Annotated in this window: 18 protein-coding genes; 7 read left to right on the top strand and 11 right to left on the bottom strand. The window is 72.5% G+C overall.

Annotation, left to right across the window (positions count from 1 at the left end):
* Nucleotides 1-2: 2 nt before the first annotated feature.
* A complete protein-coding gene (locus tag IO24_RS0135675) occupies nucleotides 3-1187 on the bottom strand; it encodes an FAD-dependent monooxygenase (RefSeq protein WP_031143270.1) in 1185 nt (394 codons plus the stop codon).
* Nucleotides 1188-1269: 82 nt separating this feature from the next.
* On the opposite strand from IO24_RS0135675, the gene IO24_RS0135670 reads away from it, so the two are divergent.
* The 3 genes from IO24_RS0135670 to IO24_RS0135660 all read left to right on the top strand — a co-directional run bounded on the left by IO24_RS0135670 (nucleotide 1270) and on the right by IO24_RS0135660 (nucleotide 3040).
* Complete coding sequence (locus IO24_RS0135670) at nucleotides 1270-1860, top strand: TetR/AcrR family transcriptional regulator (RefSeq protein WP_031143268.1); 591 nt, start codon at nucleotides 1270-1272, stop codon at nucleotides 1858-1860.
* Nucleotides 1861-1903: 43 nt separating this feature from the next.
* On the top strand, nucleotides 1904-2416 hold the full coding sequence (locus IO24_RS0135665) for a DinB family protein (RefSeq protein ID WP_031143266.1): 513 nt from the start codon (nucleotides 1904-1906) through the stop codon (nucleotides 2414-2416).
* A 111-nt stretch (nucleotides 2417-2527) separates the two neighbouring features.
* The gene (locus IO24_RS0135660) at nucleotides 2528-3040 is read left to right on the top strand and encodes a hypothetical protein (protein WP_031143265.1); all 513 of its coding nucleotides are present in this window, start codon (nucleotides 2528-2530) and stop codon (nucleotides 3038-3040) included.
* A 9-nt stretch (nucleotides 3041-3049) separates the two neighbouring features.
* Here IO24_RS0135660 and IO24_RS0135655 read toward each other — a convergent pair whose 3' ends face one another.
* The 5 genes from IO24_RS0135655 to fabG all read right to left on the bottom strand — a co-directional run bounded on the left by IO24_RS0135655 (nucleotide 3050) and on the right by fabG (nucleotide 7768).
* Complete coding sequence (locus IO24_RS0135655) at nucleotides 3050-3550, bottom strand: hypothetical protein (protein ID WP_031143264.1); 501 nt, start codon at nucleotides 3548-3550, stop codon at nucleotides 3050-3052.
* Nucleotides 3551-3672: 122 nt separating this feature from the next.
* Entirely contained in the window at nucleotides 3673-4356 is a 684-nt protein-coding gene (locus IO24_RS0135650) for a uracil-DNA glycosylase (protein WP_031143263.1), read from the bottom strand.
* Nucleotides 4357-4449: 93 nt separating this feature from the next.
* Complete coding sequence (locus IO24_RS0135645; protein WP_031143262.1) at nucleotides 4450-6036, bottom strand: ABC transporter substrate-binding protein; 1587 nt, start codon at nucleotides 6034-6036, stop codon at nucleotides 4450-4452.
* Between the two features lie 199 nt (nucleotides 6037-6235).
* A complete protein-coding gene (locus tag IO24_RS0135640) occupies nucleotides 6236-6994 on the bottom strand; it encodes an SDR family oxidoreductase (protein WP_031143261.1) in 759 nt (252 codons plus the stop codon).
* Between the two features lie 12 nt (nucleotides 6995-7006).
* Entirely contained in the window at nucleotides 7007-7768 is a 762-nt protein-coding gene (fabG, locus tag IO24_RS0135635) for a 3-oxoacyl-ACP reductase FabG (protein WP_031143260.1), read from the bottom strand.
* 229 nt (nucleotides 7769-7997) lie between these two features.
* On the opposite strand from fabG, the gene IO24_RS0135630 reads away from it, so the two are divergent.
* Entirely contained in the window at nucleotides 7998-8444 is a 447-nt protein-coding gene (locus tag IO24_RS0135630) for an excalibur calcium-binding protein (RefSeq protein ID WP_031143259.1), read from the top strand.
* A 17-nt stretch (nucleotides 8445-8461) separates the two neighbouring features.
* Here IO24_RS0135630 and IO24_RS0135625 read toward each other — a convergent pair whose 3' ends face one another.
* Entirely contained in the window at nucleotides 8462-8875 is a 414-nt protein-coding gene (locus tag IO24_RS0135625) for a DUF3037 domain-containing protein (protein ID WP_031143258.1), read from the bottom strand.
* Nucleotides 8872-9627, bottom strand: a complete 756-nt coding sequence (locus IO24_RS0135620; protein ID WP_031143256.1) for a HipA family kinase — start codon at nucleotides 9625-9627, stop codon at nucleotides 8872-8874. The genes IO24_RS0135625 and IO24_RS0135620 overlap by 4 nt, the downstream gene beginning before the upstream one ends.
* Nucleotides 9628-9825: 198 nt before the next feature.
* Here IO24_RS0135620 and IO24_RS0135615 point away from each other — a divergent pair, with 198 nt between their 5' ends.
* Nucleotides 9826-10305 carry a Rieske (2Fe-2S) protein gene (locus IO24_RS0135615; RefSeq protein WP_031143254.1) on the top strand — a complete coding sequence of 160 codons (480 nt, stop codon included), beginning with the start codon at nucleotides 9826-9828 and terminating at the stop codon, nucleotides 10303-10305.
* Here the strand turns inward: IO24_RS0135615 and IO24_RS0135610 are convergent.
* Nucleotides 10292-10942 (bottom strand): cysteine hydrolase family protein, encoded by a 651-nt coding sequence (locus tag IO24_RS0135610; protein WP_031143252.1) that lies wholly within the window; start codon nucleotides 10940-10942, stop codon nucleotides 10292-10294. The genes IO24_RS0135615 and IO24_RS0135610 overlap by 14 nt on opposite strands.
* 132 nt (nucleotides 10943-11074) lie before the next feature.
* Here IO24_RS0135610 and IO24_RS0135605 point away from each other — a divergent pair, with 132 nt between their 5' ends.
* Entirely contained in the window at nucleotides 11075-11545 is a 471-nt protein-coding gene (locus IO24_RS0135605; RefSeq protein WP_031143250.1) for a pyridoxamine 5'-phosphate oxidase family protein, read from the top strand.
* A gap of 15 nt (nucleotides 11546-11560) precedes the next feature.
* Here the strand turns inward: IO24_RS0135605 and IO24_RS0135600 are convergent, their stop codons facing one another.
* Nucleotides 11561-12463 (bottom strand): LysR family transcriptional regulator, encoded by a 903-nt coding sequence (locus IO24_RS0135600; RefSeq protein ID WP_031143248.1) that lies wholly within the window; start codon nucleotides 12461-12463, stop codon nucleotides 11561-11563.
* Between the two features lie 75 nt (nucleotides 12464-12538).
* Between IO24_RS0135600 and IO24_RS0135595 the strand changes: the two genes are divergently transcribed.
* The gene (locus tag IO24_RS0135595; RefSeq protein ID WP_031143246.1) at nucleotides 12539-13558 is read left to right on the top strand and encodes a DMT family transporter; all 1020 of its coding nucleotides are present in this window, start codon (nucleotides 12539-12541) and stop codon (nucleotides 13556-13558) included.
* A 353-nt stretch (nucleotides 13559-13911) separates the two neighbouring features.
* Here IO24_RS0135595 and IO24_RS0135590 read toward each other — a convergent pair whose 3' ends face one another.
* Nucleotides 13912-15243, bottom strand: a complete 1332-nt coding sequence (locus IO24_RS0135590; RefSeq protein WP_031143244.1) for an aminotransferase class I/II-fold pyridoxal phosphate-dependent enzyme — start codon at nucleotides 15241-15243, stop codon at nucleotides 13912-13914.
* Between the last annotated feature and the right edge of the window lie 33 nt (nucleotides 15244-15276).

Raw genomic sequence — 15276 nt, 5'->3', positions numbered from 1 at the left:
CTCTAACGGTTGCCTGCCGGGGTGTGCTCGGAAGCATACGGCCGCTGCGGGGGCGCCCAGTCCGCGATGCCGTCGAAGCTGCGCAGGAACAGGGCGGGCCCGGCCTTCGACAGTGCGGCCATGGCCGTGTCGCGCAGGGCGGCCCCGGCCCGGCTGCGGATGAGGCTGAGCCGGGCCACCCTCACGGCCTGGCGCGCGATGGCGGTGGTACGCGGCAGCCGGGCGGCGGTGTAGGCGGCGAGGTCGTCGCAGTGGTGGGCGAGAACGGTCGCGTCCTCGATCGCCTGGTTGCCGCCCTGGCCGAGGCTCGGGGGCATGGCGTGCGCGGCGTCGCCGAGCAGGGCGACCCGGCCGTGGTGGTAGGCGGGCAGGGGTTCGGCGATGTGGTGGACGTCGTGGCGCAGGACGTCCTCGGGGCGGGTGGCGGCGAGCACGGCGGGGATCGGGTCGTGCCAGTCGCCGAAGCGGCGCAGCAGCTCGGACTTCTCGTCGTCGGGCGCCCGGCCGCCGGCCGGGGTCAGGGCGGCGGCGTAGGCGTAGACGCGTCCGTCCTTCAGCGGGTGGGTGCCCCAGATGCGACCCCGGCCCCAGGTCTCGTGCGAGGCGAACCGGGCTCCGGGGACGGGGATCACGACCCGCCAGGTGGTGAAGCCGGAGTAGACGGCCCCCGGGTGGCGGGGGAAGAGCGCCCCGCGCACGGCGGACCGGACGCCGTCGGCACCGACCACCAGGTCGGCTTCGAGTTCGCCGTCCGCGGTCGTGACGCGGGCCGCCCGGCCGGGGTCGCCGCTGTCGGCGAGGGCCGCGGCGGCGTCCGTGCGGACGGCGTCCGCCGGGAGCAGGGCGGCGAGACGCTCGATCAGGGTGGCTCGGTGCAGCAGCACGAGCGGGCCGCCGAAGCGCTCGGCGGCCCGCTCGGCGGAGGAGCGGGAGAGCCACCGCCCGCTCGGGGTGCGCAACCCCCCGTCTCCCGACCAGGCGGCGAGGCCGCGGATCTCGTCGCCGAGGCCGATGACGTCCAGTGCGCGCAGGGCGTTGGGAGCCAGGGAGATGGCGGCGCCGACCGGCTCCAGCGAGCGGGCGCGCTCCAGCACGGTGACGTGCAGGCCGCGCCGGTGCAGGGCGACGGCGGCGGTCAGGCCTCCGATGCCGCCGCCGATCACCACGGCCCGTCTCGGTTGTGTCATGGCTCCTCCTGATATCCGACTACACCTGTAGTGCCACTGTCGACGTTACTACAGGTGTAGTCAGACGGGTAGCGTGAGCCTCATGTCCGTACGCACCGCCGGTCCCGCCCGCTCCGACCTCGTCGCCGACACCGCACTCGCCCTGCTCGCCGAGCGCGGGATGCGCGGCCTCACGCACCGGGCCGTCGACGAGGCGGCCGGGCTCCCCCAGGGCTCCACCTCCAACCTCGCGCGGACCCGGCAGGCCCTGCTGGAACTAGCGGTGCAGCGTCTGGCCGACCGTGAGGCGCGAGTGCTGGGGCTGCACGAGATGCCGGACCCCCGGGCCGGGGCCGGCCCCCTGGCGGACGCGCTGGCCCTGGCGACCCACCGGGCCCTGACGGGCAACCGCGCACTCACGCTCGCCCGCTACGAACTGGCCCTGGAGGCGACGCGCCGCCCCGAGCTGCGGGCCTACTTCGACGCCACCGGCGCCCGCTTCCGGGACCAGCTCACCGTGCTGGTGACCGGCATGGGCTCGACGGACCCGGCCCGGCACACCCTGTCGCTGATCGCCTGGGCGGACGGGCTGCTGTTCAGCTGCGTCGCGGGGTCGTTCGGTGCCGGGGTGCCGAGCCTGGAGGAGGTACGAGCCGGGCTGCGGGAACTGCTGAAGGGGATGCTCGGGAACTGAAAATCTTGTGGTGCGGCGGGAGCGGTTCGGAAAGGATGCCGTCATGACGAACGAACGCAACATGCCCCCCACCACAGCCGACGAACGCACCATGCTGGAGGGCTGGCTGGAGTTCCACCGGCAGACTCTCGCCTGGAAGTGCGAGGGCCTGAGCGACGAGCAGCTCCGGTCCGCGGCCGCCGCCCCCTCCGAACTGTCCCTGATGGGGCTGGTGCGGCACATGGCGGACGTCGAGCGAAGCTGGTTCCGCCGGGTGCTGACGGACGAGGACGCACAGCCGATCTACTGGAGCGACGAGGACGTGGACGGCGAGTTCCATCTCACCGCGGCGGACACCTGGCAGGAGGCGTACGCCACCTGGCAGGCCGAGATCGACACGGCCCGGCGCAACGCGGCCCGCTTCGGCCTGGACGACATCACCGAGGGCAAGCACCGGCGCACCGGCGAGCGGTACAACCTGCGGTGGCTCTACACCCACATGATCGAGGAGTACGCACGGCACAACGGCCACGCAGACCTGATCCGCGAGCGCATCGACGGCGCCACCGGCGACTGACGTCACCCCGTCACGCCGGCGCCCTCCGTACGGGGAGCGAGATCACCCGTGCGGGGCATCCTGCGTCTGTCCACGGCCCCACCGCGGGCCGGACGCACCAGAGTTGAGCGGGTGCATCGAACGACGACCACAGCGACGCTCCTGCTGACCGTGGCGGTCTCGGCCCTCTCCGGCTGTACGACGGTCCCGCATCCCTCCGCACCGGGGCCCTCGGCGGCACCGTCCCGGCCGTCGGCGCCGGAGGGTGAGTCGGAGACACAGATCGTGCAGGCGCCGGCCCGTGAGGCCCTGCAGCTCATCGAAGAGGCGTCCCACCGCCCGGAGCCGGCCGCGTCGGCGTCCCGCCCGGCCGCGCCCGCGGCGGCCCCGCCGGCACACGGGACGTCGCTCCCCGGCCACCATGACGTCCGCCCCCGCCCCGCCCGTCCGGAACGCCCCGAGCCCGCCGCGCGCCCCCCGCAGCGGTCGCACACCGGCCTCCCCGACGTGTCGTCGTCGGTGCGGCAGGACGTCGGGAAGAGCGTTCCGAACAGCTCGGACGTGTGCGCGCTGGGCAGGCGCTACGGGGGATGGCGGGCGGACAGCCCGGAGGCGACGATCTGCCGCGACACGTACGGGCGTTGACCCGTCGCGTCAGGGCCGCTGCCGTGGCGGCGTCCACGTCCCCGAGCCGCCCTCTCCCAGCCGGGACTCCAGCCGTGCGATGGCGGCCCACACGCCCTCGCCGTAGCGGTCGTGGGTGAGGGCGGCGGCGGCTTCCCGGGCCCACCGCAGGTGCGTGCGGGCGGCGTCACGGTGACCGAGTCCGAGGTAGTCGTCCGCCAGGTCCAGGTGCAGCGAGGGATAGATCGCGGTCACCGCGGTCACCGCGAGGGCTTCCTCCCTGGCCTCCTCGGCCGCCGTCAACGCCCTTAGGTCCCAGGCCAGTTCGTCCGCCGGGTCGTCCTGGGTGTCGGCCAGGTAGTGGGCGAGGGTGCAGCGGTGCAGCGGGTCGCCGTGCTCACCGATCTCCGCCCACAGGCCGAGGAACCGGTGCCGGGCCTCCTCCCGGTCCCCCGCGTGGTGCAGCATGACGACCTGCCCGATCCGCGTCAGCACGGCGTCCGGCGCCGCCTGCTCCTGTCGCTCCGCCACGACGCCCTCCGCGCACTCGCCGGCTGTTCCCGCCGACGCTAACCGCAGGCGGGGGCGATCCGGCTCAGGCGGCTCCGGACACCGCCGGACCTGTCGCGGCACGGCCGTACGGCCGGCGGGCGTCAGCCCAGGTTCGGGATCGTCCAGTCGATCGGCGTGTGCCCCTGGGCCGCCACGGCCTCGTTGATCCGGGTGAAGGGCCGGGAGCCGAAGAACTTCTTGGCCGACAGGGGCGACGGGTGCGCGCCCTTGACCACGACATGCCGGGACTCGTCGATCAGCGGGAGCTTCTTCTGCGCGTAGTTGCCCCACAGCACGAAGACCGCCGGGTCGGGGCGCTCGGCCACCGCCCGGATCACGGCGTCGGTGAACTTCTCCCAGCCCCGGCCCTTGTGCGAGTTGGCCTCGCCGCCGCGCACCGTGAGCACCGCGTTGAGCAGCAGCACGCCCTGCTCGGCCCACGGCATGAGATAGCCGTTGTCCGGGATCGGCGTGCCCAGCTCCTGGTGCATCTCCTTGTAGATGTTGCGCAGGGACGGCGGGACCCGCACGCCCGGCCGGACCGAGAAGCACAGTCCGTGCCCCTGCCCCTCGCCGTGGTACGGGTCCTGACCGAGGATCAGGACCTTGACCCCGTCGTACGGCGTGGCGTCCAGCGCCGCGAAGACCTCCTCACGGGGCGGATAGACGGGACCCTTAGCCCGCTCCTCCTCGACGAACTCCGTCAGCTCCTTGAACCAGGGCTGCTGCAGCTCGTCGCCCAGAACCCCGCGCCAGGACTCGGGCAGCATGGCGATGTCGGTCACGTCAACGTCCTCACGATGTGCGGTCACTTGCAGGCCACAGAACCTACCGGCGACCACTGACAACGCGCCCGGGGAAGCCCGCTGCCCGCTCCCCTACCAGGCGGTCTTGCGGTGCAGCTCCCACATCATCATGATCGTCGACGGGTCCATGGCCCGCTCCGCGCCCGAGACGTCCCGGCTGGCCGCCACGTACTGCCGGCCCTGCCACAGCGGCAGCAGCCGCGCGTCGTCCACCAGGATCCGCTGGGCCTCCTCGAACTCCTTCTCCACGTTCGCGCGGTCGCTCTCCCGGCGCGACCGGGGCAGCAGATCGCCGGTGATCTCGGGGGCCGGGTAGGGCGTACCGAGGGCGTTCTGGTCGCCGACGAACGGCGCGATGAAGTTCTCGGCGTCCGGGAAGTCGGGGAACCAGCCGCGCCCGAACACCGGGTACTCGCCCTTCTGGTATCCCTCGACGTACGTCTTCCAGGGGCGGCTCTTCAGGCTGATCGTGAACAGGCCGGAGGCCTCGAGCTGGCGCTCCAGCTCCTTGAACTCCCCGGCTGTCTCGGAGCCGTAGCGGTCGCTCGTGTACCAGAAGGTGAGCGGGACGCGCTGGTCGATGCCGGCCTCGGTGAGGATCTTGCGGGCCTTGGCGACGTCGGGGTCGCCGTAGTCGTCGAAGAAGCCCGTGGTGTGGCCCGTGAGGCCCTTGGGGACCATGGAGTACAGCGGGTCGACGGTGTCCTTGTAGACCTTGTGGGCGATCGCCGCCCGGTCGACGACCTGCGCGATGGCCTGGCGCACGGCCTTCCTGTTCGCCCAGGGGTCCTTCGGGTTGAACACCAGGTAGTTGATGTCGGTGCCCGTGCCCTCGAAGAGCTGGATCTCCTCGTCCTTGGAGGACTTGCTCTGGAGCTCGACGACGTCACCGGCGGCCAGACCGCGGTAGGTCACGTCGATCTCCTCGTCCCGCAGGGCCTTCACCATGGCGCCGGAGTCCTGGAAGTACCGGACGGTCACGGCGTCGTTCCGGCGCTCCGCGTAGCCCTTGTAGGCGTCGTTGCGGACGAGGACGGCCTCCTTGCCGTCGGCGTACGAGTCGAGGGTGTACGGCCCGGACCCGACCACGTCGCCGCCCTTGCGCAGGCTGTCCTCGGGGTAGGCCTGCGGGGACACGATCGACATGGCGGGGGTGGCGAGCACGAACGGGAAGGTGGCGTCGGGCTTGTTGAGGTGGAAGATCACCTCACGGTCGCCGGGCGCCTGGACCCGCTCGAGGCTGCCCAGCAGTCCGGCCGGGCCACCATTGACGTTGATCTTGCGGATCCGGTCGAACGAGTGCTTCACGGCCTGGGCGTCGAGCGCGTCGCCGTTGGAGAACTTCAGGCCCTCGCGCAGCTCGCAGCGGTAGACCTGGTTCGAGGAGTCGCTGAAGCCGCAACGCTCGGCGGCGTCCGGCTGGGGCTCGCTCGCGCCCGTGGGATAGCTCAGGAGCGTCTGGTAGATGTTGCGGAACAGCTCCCAGGAGCTGTCCCACGAAGCGGCAGGGTCGAGCGTGCTGGGCGCACTGGTGGTGCCCACGACGATCGGCCCTTCGTCCTCCGGGGTATCGGACGACAGCACACCGCATCCGGCGAGCAGGGCCGATATGGACGCGATGGCCGCCACCCGCCGCAGGCATCGGTTCCGGTTGAACACGCGCACGCTCCTCGATCTGCCATACCAAGGGTCGGCAGACCATACCGCAGTGCCGCGCCCGCTGACCCTCCCCGGTACATGACCTCTTGATCGATAAACCTTTGACGACGTTGTCATCGCCCTTTGCTCTGCCTTTACGCCGACACGGGCGCCGTTCGTGTCAACGGGCGCCCGTGCCGATCCGCATACGTGGTCCTCGTCAGCCGGTTCCGGCGTTGAGGAAGATGCCGCCGTCCACGACGAGCGTCTGGCCGGTGACCCAGTCGGACTGCTCGGAGGTGAGGAACGCGGCCGCGCCCCCGATGTCGGAGGGCACACCGAGCCGGCCCAGCGGGTAGGCCGCGGCGGCCTCCTCCTCGCGGCCCTCGTACAGGGCCTGGGCGAACTTGGTCTTCACGACGGCCGGGGCGATCGCGTTGACCCGGACCTTGGGCGCGAACTCGTGCGCGAGCTGCACGGTCAGGTTGATCATCGCGGCCTTGCTGACGCCGTACGCGCCGATGAAGGGCGAGGGCGAGAGGCCCGCGACGGAGGCGATGTTGACGATCGCACCGCCGTTGTCCTTCTGCCAGGCGTGCCAGGTCCGCTGGGCGAAGCCGAGCGCCGAGACGACGTTGGTCTCGAAGACCTTGCGGGCGACGTTCAGGTCGAGGTCGGCGATCGGCCCGAACACCGGATTGGTGCCCGCGTTGTTGACCAGATAGTCGACGCGGCCGAACGCCTCCATCGTGCGCTCGACGGCGACGGCCTGGTGGGCCTCGTCGTGCGCCTTGCCCGCCACGTAGACCGCGCGGTCGGCGCCGAGCCGCTCGACGGCCTCCTTGAGGGCGTCCTCGTTGCGGCCGGTGATGCACACGCGGTCGCCGCGCGCGACCAGGGCCTCGGCGACGCCGTAGCCGATACCGCGGCTGGCGCCCGTGACGAGGGCGGCCTTGCCGGAGAGTTCCACGGAAGTCATGTTCTTCGTCCCTTAGTCGAGCGGTCCGCCGGCCACGTACAGCACCTGGCCGGAGACGAATCCGGCCGCCTCGCCGGTGAAGAAGGCGATGGCGTTGGCGATGTCCTCCGGCTCGCCGACCCGGGCCACCGGGATCTGGGTGGCGGCGGCGGCCTTGAAGTCCTCGAAGCCCATGCCGACACGGTCGGCGGTGGCCTTGGTCATCTCGGTGGCGATGAAACCGGGGGCGACGGAGTTGGCGGTGACGCCGAACTTGCCGAGTTCCTTGGCGAGGGTCTTGGTGAAGCCCTGCAGGCCCGCCTTGGCGGCCGAGTAGTTCACCTGGCCGCGGTTGCCGAGCGCGGACGACGACGACAGGTTGACGATCCGGCCGAAGCCCGCGTCCACCATGTGCTTCTGGCAGGCCTTGGACATCAGGAAGGCGCCGCGCAGGTGCACGTTCATGACGGTGTCCCAGTCGGAGACGCTCATCTTGAACAGCAGGTTGTCGCGCAGCACGCCCGCGTTGTTGACCAGGATCGTCGGCGCGCCGAGCTCCTCGGCGATCCGGGCGACGGCCGCCTCGACCTGCGCCTCGTCCGAGACGTCGCACCCGACCGCGAGGGCCTTGCCGCCCGCGGCGGTGATCTTCTCGACGGTGTCCTTGCAGGCCGCCTCGTCGAGGTCGAGCACGGCGACCGCGCGGCCCTCGGCGGCCAGTCGTACGGCGGTGGCGGCACCGATGCCGCGCGCGGCACCGGTCACGACGGCAACCCGCTGCTCAGTGGTGGACATGACTGCTACTCCTCAGGTGAGCGACCGCTTAGTACCTTCAGTGGGTGTGACGCTAGAAGCCCTGGCACGCGGTGTCAACGGCCGGGGGCGGCATGTGATCCATCACCCGGCTCCGCCCTGCCCGGCGGCGCGTCCGGGACACCCGATCGGCCCACGGCGGCGCGCCGCGGCGCAGCAAGGCCCCTAGCGTCGGAGCGCGAGCCACCCATGCCCGGAAGGGAGGCGCTCCATGCGCCGTCGCACCGGTGCCCTCGGCACGCTGTTCGCGATCGCCGCGATCGTGCCGCCGGCCCATCCCGCTCACGCCCGGCAGGACCTGGACTGCCGCGACTTCTCCTTCCAGGAGGAGGCGCAGGCCGTTTTCGACGCGGATCCGAGCGATCCCAACAGACTGGACGAGGACCAGGGCCCCGACGACGGCATCGCGTGTGAGGCACTGGCCCGCCGCGGTGTCATCTCCCCCACCACCTCGCTCAGCCCCTCCGCCGGCCCTTCCGCCAGTCCCTCCACTCCCGTCACCGGCACTCCCGCCGGCGCCCCGGCACAGGGCGTGCGAGGCGGACTCGGGGGTGCGGTGGCCTCGGGACCGAGCGACTGGGACGTCGCCATCGGCCTGACCTTCGCGGCGGGTGCCGCCGTGGCCGCCGGTTACGTGGTGAAGCGCCGCCGGCGCTGACGGCCCGGGGGGCTCCGTCACCTCACCAGCAGGTCCAGCAACCGTTCGGTCTCCGCTGCCGGGTCCGTGGTCAGGCCGGTGTGCACGGGGCCGGGCTGGACGATCGCGGAGCGGGGGGCGACGAGCCAGCGGAAACGGCGGCCCGGGTCGTCGGATGCCGCCTGTCCGGCCGCGGGACCGCCCGCGCACAGGCTCTCCACGGCCCGCAGGGCGGCTCGGACCCCGGCCACGTCGGCCCGTGGGTCCAGGGCCAGCAGGCGGGACTCGTCGAGGTGGGTGCGGGCACCGACGTACGCCTCGGCACGGCAGTAGACGAGGACCCCGGCGTTGACGCACTCGCCGCGTTCGACGCGCGGGACGACGCGCAGGACGGCGTACTCGTAGACGTGGCGGTCCCGCGGCCCGCCCCTGATGATGTGCCGGTCGTTCACTTGAGCCCCTGGATGCGGTCGTGGATGACGGCGGCCCGTGCGAGCAGCGAGCGCGCGTAGGCCTGCCTCAGGTCGTCCGGCGCGGCGAAACCGGGTTCGTCCGTGAGCCAGACGTCCGGGATCTGCGCGGTGACGTCGGCGAGGAGTTCCTCGGTGACCAGGGGCGCCAACTCGGCGGCGGCAGAGGCGACATCGGGGGCGAAGGACGCCAGCGCGTGGTCGGAGGCGTCGTACGGGCGGGCGGCGGAGGCCTCCACGCCGGGCCAGTTGTGGTGCCAGATCATCGTCGCGCCGTGGTCGACGAGCCACAGCTCGCCCCGCCACCTCAGCAGGTTGGGGTTGCGCCAGGACCGGTCGACGTTGTTGATCAGCGCGTCGAACCAGACCACCCGGCCGGCCTCCTGAGCGCTCACCGGGAACGCCAGCGGGTCGAAGCCGAGCGCGCCGGAGAGGAAGTCCATGCCGAGGTTGGTGCCGCCGCTGGACCGGAGCAGGCTCTGCACCTGCTCGTCGGGTTCGCCGAGCCCCAGCTCGGCGTCGAGTTCGACGGTGACCAGGCGCGGCACGCGCAGCCCCAGCCGGCGGGCGAGTTCCCCGCAGACCACCTCGGCGACGAGTGTCTTGCGGCCCTGTCCCGCGCCGGTGAACTTCAGCACGTACGTGCCGAGGTCGTCGGCCTCGACCAGGCCCGGCAGCGAACCGCCCTCGCGCAGGGGCGCGATGAAACGGGTCGCGATCACTTCCTTGAGCATCGCCCCAGGTTACTGACGACGACGGCGGCCGCGGCGACGGCCTCGCGGCGGCGGGCCGGAACCCGACAGCGAACCGACAGCTCCGCTTTACCCGCGTCCTTCCGCGAACGGGTCAGGATTTCGACATTGTCTGAACAGCCGGTCCCCAGGGGCCGTACCTCTCGGCAGATCACGAACATCCCCGGAAGGAACGTCAGCATGACCAGCGAATCAGTTCAGCCGATGACGGGACCGAGCCGCCGCACCGTCGTGGCGGCGGTCGGCGCGGCGGGGCTCACCGTGGCGCTGACGGCGTGCGGGTCGGAGGACGACCCGTCCACCGGACAGGACGCCGCCGGCGGCGGCGCGACGAACGAAGGGGGCGGCTCGTCCGCCGGAGCGGGAGCCGGTGGTGCGGCGCTCGCGAAGACCGCCGACATCCCCGAGGGCAGCGGCAAGATCTTCAAGGACGAGAAGGTCGTCGTCTCCCAGCCGGCCGCGGGCGACTTCAAAGCGTTCTCGACGATCTGCACCCACCGGAACTGTCCGATGGTGGACCTCAAGGACGACATCATCTCCTGCACCTGCCACGGCAGTCGGTTCTCCGTCCTCGACGGCAGCGTGAAGAAGGGCCCCGCGGTCAAGCCGCTGGAGGCGAAGCAGGTGACCGTGAACGGCGACTCCATCACGCTGGCCTGATCCCACGCGGACGCTCCAGGCACGCCAGCACGTCGCTCGTGGTCGCGACCGTGGCGACCAACGCGAGGGTGTGGCGGATCATCGCGGGGGTGTAGTCGGCGGGCACTCCCGCGATGGCGTCCGCCGGGACGACGACGCTGTAGCCGGAGTTCACGGCGTCGAACACGGCGTTGGGTACGGCCACGTTGGCCGAGACCCCGGTGACGATCAGCGTGCGGCAGCCGAGGTTGCGCAGCAACGGGTCGGCGTCGGTGCCGTGCAGGGGCGACAGCCCGTGCAGCCGCCGTACGACGAGGTCCTCCTCGGCGACCTCGATCGGGGCGGCCACCCGCACCGCCGGTGTGCCGGTCAGCTGCTGGACGGGCAGGCGCTCGGCGGCCCGGAAGAGGCGGGCGTTGCGGTTGGCGCCGCGGCCGTCGGGGCGGCGCTCGGCGACGGCGTGGACGACCTGGACACCGCCGGCGTGGGCGGCGTCCACCAGCCGGGCGATGTTGGCGAGCGCCCCGCCGGAGCGGGCCTGGGCGGCGAGTTCGGGCAGTGCGCTGTCCGTCCCGACGACGCCCTCCTGGCATTCGACGGTGAGCAGCACGGTGGTGTCCGGATCGAGGAGTTCGCTGAGCGCTTGGTACGAGGGCACGTCTCCCCCTGTCGCCGGCGGCCGGGCGGGCGAGCGTAGTCACCGTTGCGCACGGGCGGAAGAGCACTCATCCTTTTCTGACGTGATGTCAGAGGATCTCCTCTGACACGACGTGGGAGAAAGAGGGGGCGCATGACCGTCACGCAGCAGCGCAGAGGCCGGAAGATCATGATGACGCCGGGAGAGCTGGACGACTTCCTGACCAGCCAGCGCACCTGCCGGGTCGCCACGGTGTCGGCCGACGGCGCACCGCATGTGAGCACGCTGTGGTTCGCCTGGGACGGCACCTCGATGTGGCTGTACTCGGTCGTGCGCAGCAAGCGGTGGACCGACCTGCGGCGCGACCAGCGGGTGGCGATCGTGGTCGACACCGGCGAGGAGTACGACGAGCTGCGCGGCGCCGAGCTGTCCGGCACGGCCGAGTTCGTGGGCGAGATCCCGCGCACGGGCGAGCTGCGCGCCGAACTGGACGTCCCCGAGACGCTGTTCGCGCGGAAGAATTTCGGCCTGGAGGAGATGCCGCACGACGGCAGGCACGCCTGGATCCGTCTGACGCCACAGAAGATCATCTCCTGGGACTTCCGCAAACTGGCCGGGCAGTAGCTCTCCCCGGGACGTTCAGCCGACGCTCTCCCCCGCCGCCCGCAGGGCCTGCACCGCCGCCCGGATCGACGGGCGGCGGTCCGCGTCCGCGCGCCAGACGACGTAGACGTGCCGCCGAACCCGCTGTCTGAGGGGGACGGTCACGACCCCGGCGGGCACGGGCCGGCGGCCGAGCACCGGGGCGATGCACACCCCGAGGCCCGCGGCGACCAGCGCGAGCTGCGTGTGGTTCTCGGCGGCGCGGTGGCCGACGATCGGCTCGACGCCCTTGGAGCGCAGTGTGAACATCAGCCACTCGTGGCAGAACTCGCCCTCACCCCAGGTGATCCACTCGTCGTCGGCGAACTCGGCGAGATCCACCTCCGCGCGCTCCGCGAGCCGGTGGCCCAGCGGCATGGCGACCTCGGCCGGGTCGTCCAGGATCGACGCCTTGACCAGCCCGTCGGGGAGCGCCATCGGCTTGTTGTACCAGTCGAGCACCACGGCGAGGTCGAGGTCGCCGCGCACGACTCCGGCGATGCCCTGCTCCGGTTCGAGCTCGCAGGAGCGCAGCCGGAGCGTCGGATGCCGTTCGCGCAGCGCGGCCAGCGCGTGGGGGAACAGGCCGCGTGCGGCGGTCGGGAACGCCGAGAGTCTGAGCTCGCCGACGACCTGACCGCGCTGCGCCTCCAGGTCCGACTGGGCGAGTTCGACCTGGGACAGGATGCGCGCGGCGTGCTCGGCGAGCAGCCGCCCCGCGTCGGTGAGCCGCACGCCCCGGCCGTTCTTGGCGAGGAGCTGCTGGCCGGTCTCCCGCTCCAGCTTGGACAGCTGCTGCGAGACGGCGGAGGTCGTGATGTGCAGCCCCTCGGCCGCGCCGCTCACCGATCCGTGCCGGGCGAGGGCGTCGAGGGTGCGCAGGCGTTCCAGGTTCAACATGTAAGCAATTCTACGCAGTACCGGGTGCGAAATCTCGATTGTGCTACGAGGTTCCGGTGCCGCATCGTGGCTGGCATGAGCACCGTCACCACCCCTCCCGGGCAGGCCGCCACCGCCCCGTCCGCACCACCCCGCCGCCGCCTCGACTGGCGTCTCCGGTTCGCCGCCCTGTCCCTGATCTGGGGCTTCAGCTTCCTCCTCATCAAGGTGGGCACCGGGGGGTACGCGCCGTTCCAGGTGACGCTCGGCCGACTGGTGTTCGGCACGGCGGTGCTGGCCGTCGCGATGGCGGTGCGTCGCGAGCGGCTGCCGCGCGGGGCGCGCGTCTGGGGGCATCTGGCGGTCGCCGCGTTCCTGCTGAACGCCCTGCCGTTCTCCCTGTTCGCCTACGCCGAGCTGACCATTCCGTCCGCGCTGGCGGGCATCTGCAACGCGACCTCGCCGCTGTGGGGCATGGCACTGTCGCTGGTCGCGCTGTCGGAGGACCGGCCGACCCGGGTGCGGGTCGCGGGACTCGGGCTGGGTTTCCTCGGCGTGCTCACGGTGCTGGGCGCCTGGCAGGGCTTCCACGGCCTGGACGCCACCGGGACGGCACTGGCCCTGCTCGCCTCCCTCAGCTACCCGGTCGGCTGGATCTACGTCCGCCGCACCCTGGCCGGCACCGGCCACTCGCACCTGTCGATGACCGGCGCCCAGCTGCTGCTCGCGACGGTCCAGCTGGCCGTCGTCACCCCGCTGTTCACGACCCTGCCCACCCGCGTCTTGGTCGTGCCGCTGCTGGCGATCGCCGCCCTGGGCGCGCTGGGCACGGGCCTCGCGGTACTTCTCCAGTACGGCCTGGTCGCCGAGGTCGGCCCGACGACCGCCCAGATGGTCACGTACTTCACCCCGGTCATCGCCACGGCCGCGGGCGTCGCCGTCCTCGGCGAGACGCTCACCTGGTCGACGCCGGTCGGTGCGGTGATCGTACTGACAGGGGCAGCACTCACACAGATGCGCCCCAAGCCCCGGCCGGCTGCCCAGCCGTTGCTCAACGCGGATTCCGGCAGCGAGGCCGAGTCTCAGCCACAACTCCGCGCCCGGCCCCGGCCCTAGCCCGCGGGGCCCGAGAGCCAAGGCCGCGCCTCCGCCACGACTCGGCACCGGCCGGAGCACCCGAGCCGGTCTCCGCCCTAGCCCCACGCGGACTTCCGGCACCCCGGCCGTGTCTCAGCCACAACTCCGCGCCCGGCCCCGGTCCTGACCCGGCAGGGCCCGAGAGCCCAGACCACGCCCCAGCCACTGCCCGCCCAGAGCCCGAGAGCCCAGACCACGCTCCAGCCACAGCCACAGCCCGCCCAGAGCCAGAGAGCCAAGGCCGCGCCTCCGCCACAGCTCGGCACCGGCCGGAGCACCCAAGCCGGGCCTCAGCCCTGGCCCCCCGCGGGATTCCGGCACCCAGGCCGGTCTCAGTCGTAGCTCCGCGCGGGGGCGGGCCCGGCCGCTGAGGCGATCGCGTCGGCCAGTGTCTCGATCTCGGCCGCGGCGAGCGTCGAGACGGTGACCCGGATGCCGGGCGGTGCGCTCAGCCGGAAGAGGGCCCCGGGGGCCACCGCCCAGCCGGCGTGCAGCAGCCGGGCGACGGCACCGGTCTCGTCCGGCACGGGCACCCACACGTTCATGCCGCTGCGTCCGTACGCCGCGACACCGCGCCGTTCCAGCGCGCCGATCAGCGCGTCCCGCCGCCGCCCGTACGACGCCGCCACCTCGGCCGTGTCCACCACACCGTCGGCCCACAGCCGCACCAGGGCCCGCTGCATCAGCCGGCTGACCCAGCCCGGTCCGAGCCGGTGCCGTCCGCAGACCCGGTCGACGGTGACGGCGTCCCCGGTGAGCAGGGCGAGGCGCAGATCGGGACCGTAGGCCTTGGCGGCCGAGCGGACGAACGCCCAGTGCCGGGTGACTCCGGCCAGCGGGTGCAGCGGCACATCGACGATGCCGTGGCCGTGGTCGTCCTCGATCAGCAGGACCTCCGGGTACTCCCGGAGCACGGCTCGCAGGGCATCCGCCCGGGGAGCGCTCACCGCCGCGCCGGTCGGGTTCTGCGCCCGGTCCGTGACGATCAGGGCGCGCGCCCCGGCCTCCAGCGCCCGCCGCACGTCCTGCGCGCGAGGTCCCTCGTCGTCGACGCCGACAGGGACGACCCGCAGCCCGAGCGCGGGCACGAGATCGAGGGTGCGGCCCCAGCCGGGGTCCTCGACGGCGACGGTGTCACCGGGCTTGAGGTGGGCCGCCAGCACCCGTTCGACACCGTCGAGGGCTCCGGAGACCACGGCGAGCGGCCCGTCCGGCACCCCGTCGGCGTCGAGGCCGGCCCGCGCGATCCGGGCCAGCTCCGGTTCCACGGGGGTGTCGCCGTAGAGGACGGGCGTCCGGTCGCCCTCGGCGGCCGCCGCCGCGAACGCGCCCGCGAGCGGCGGCAGCAGCGCCGGGTCCGGATTGCCCTGCGCGACGTCCCGCACCCCCTCGGGGACGTCGACCCTGATGTGGTCCCGTCCGGTCGTCGCCGGTGCGGGCCGCACCCGGCTGCCGCGCCGGCCCGCGGTCTCGATGACCCCGCGTTCGCGCAGGGTCCGGTACGCGGCCGCGACCGTGTTGGGGTTCACCCCCAGCTGCTCCGCCAACTCCCGCATGGGCGGCAGCACGTGACCCGGCCGCAGCTCACCGGCCCCCACCGCACGCTCGATACTCGCGGAAATGTCCGCTGCGCGACGCCCACTGATCCGATACTCTCCTAGCACAAAGTCGATTATGCACTAGTGCAATGGAGAGCG

This window comes from Streptomyces flavovariabilis (assembly GCF_000725785.1).
Taxonomy (GTDB): domain Bacteria; phylum Actinomycetota; class Actinomycetes; order Streptomycetales; family Streptomycetaceae; genus Streptomyces; species Streptomyces hawaiiensis.
This window is presented reverse-complemented; position numbering and strand designations above follow the sequence as displayed.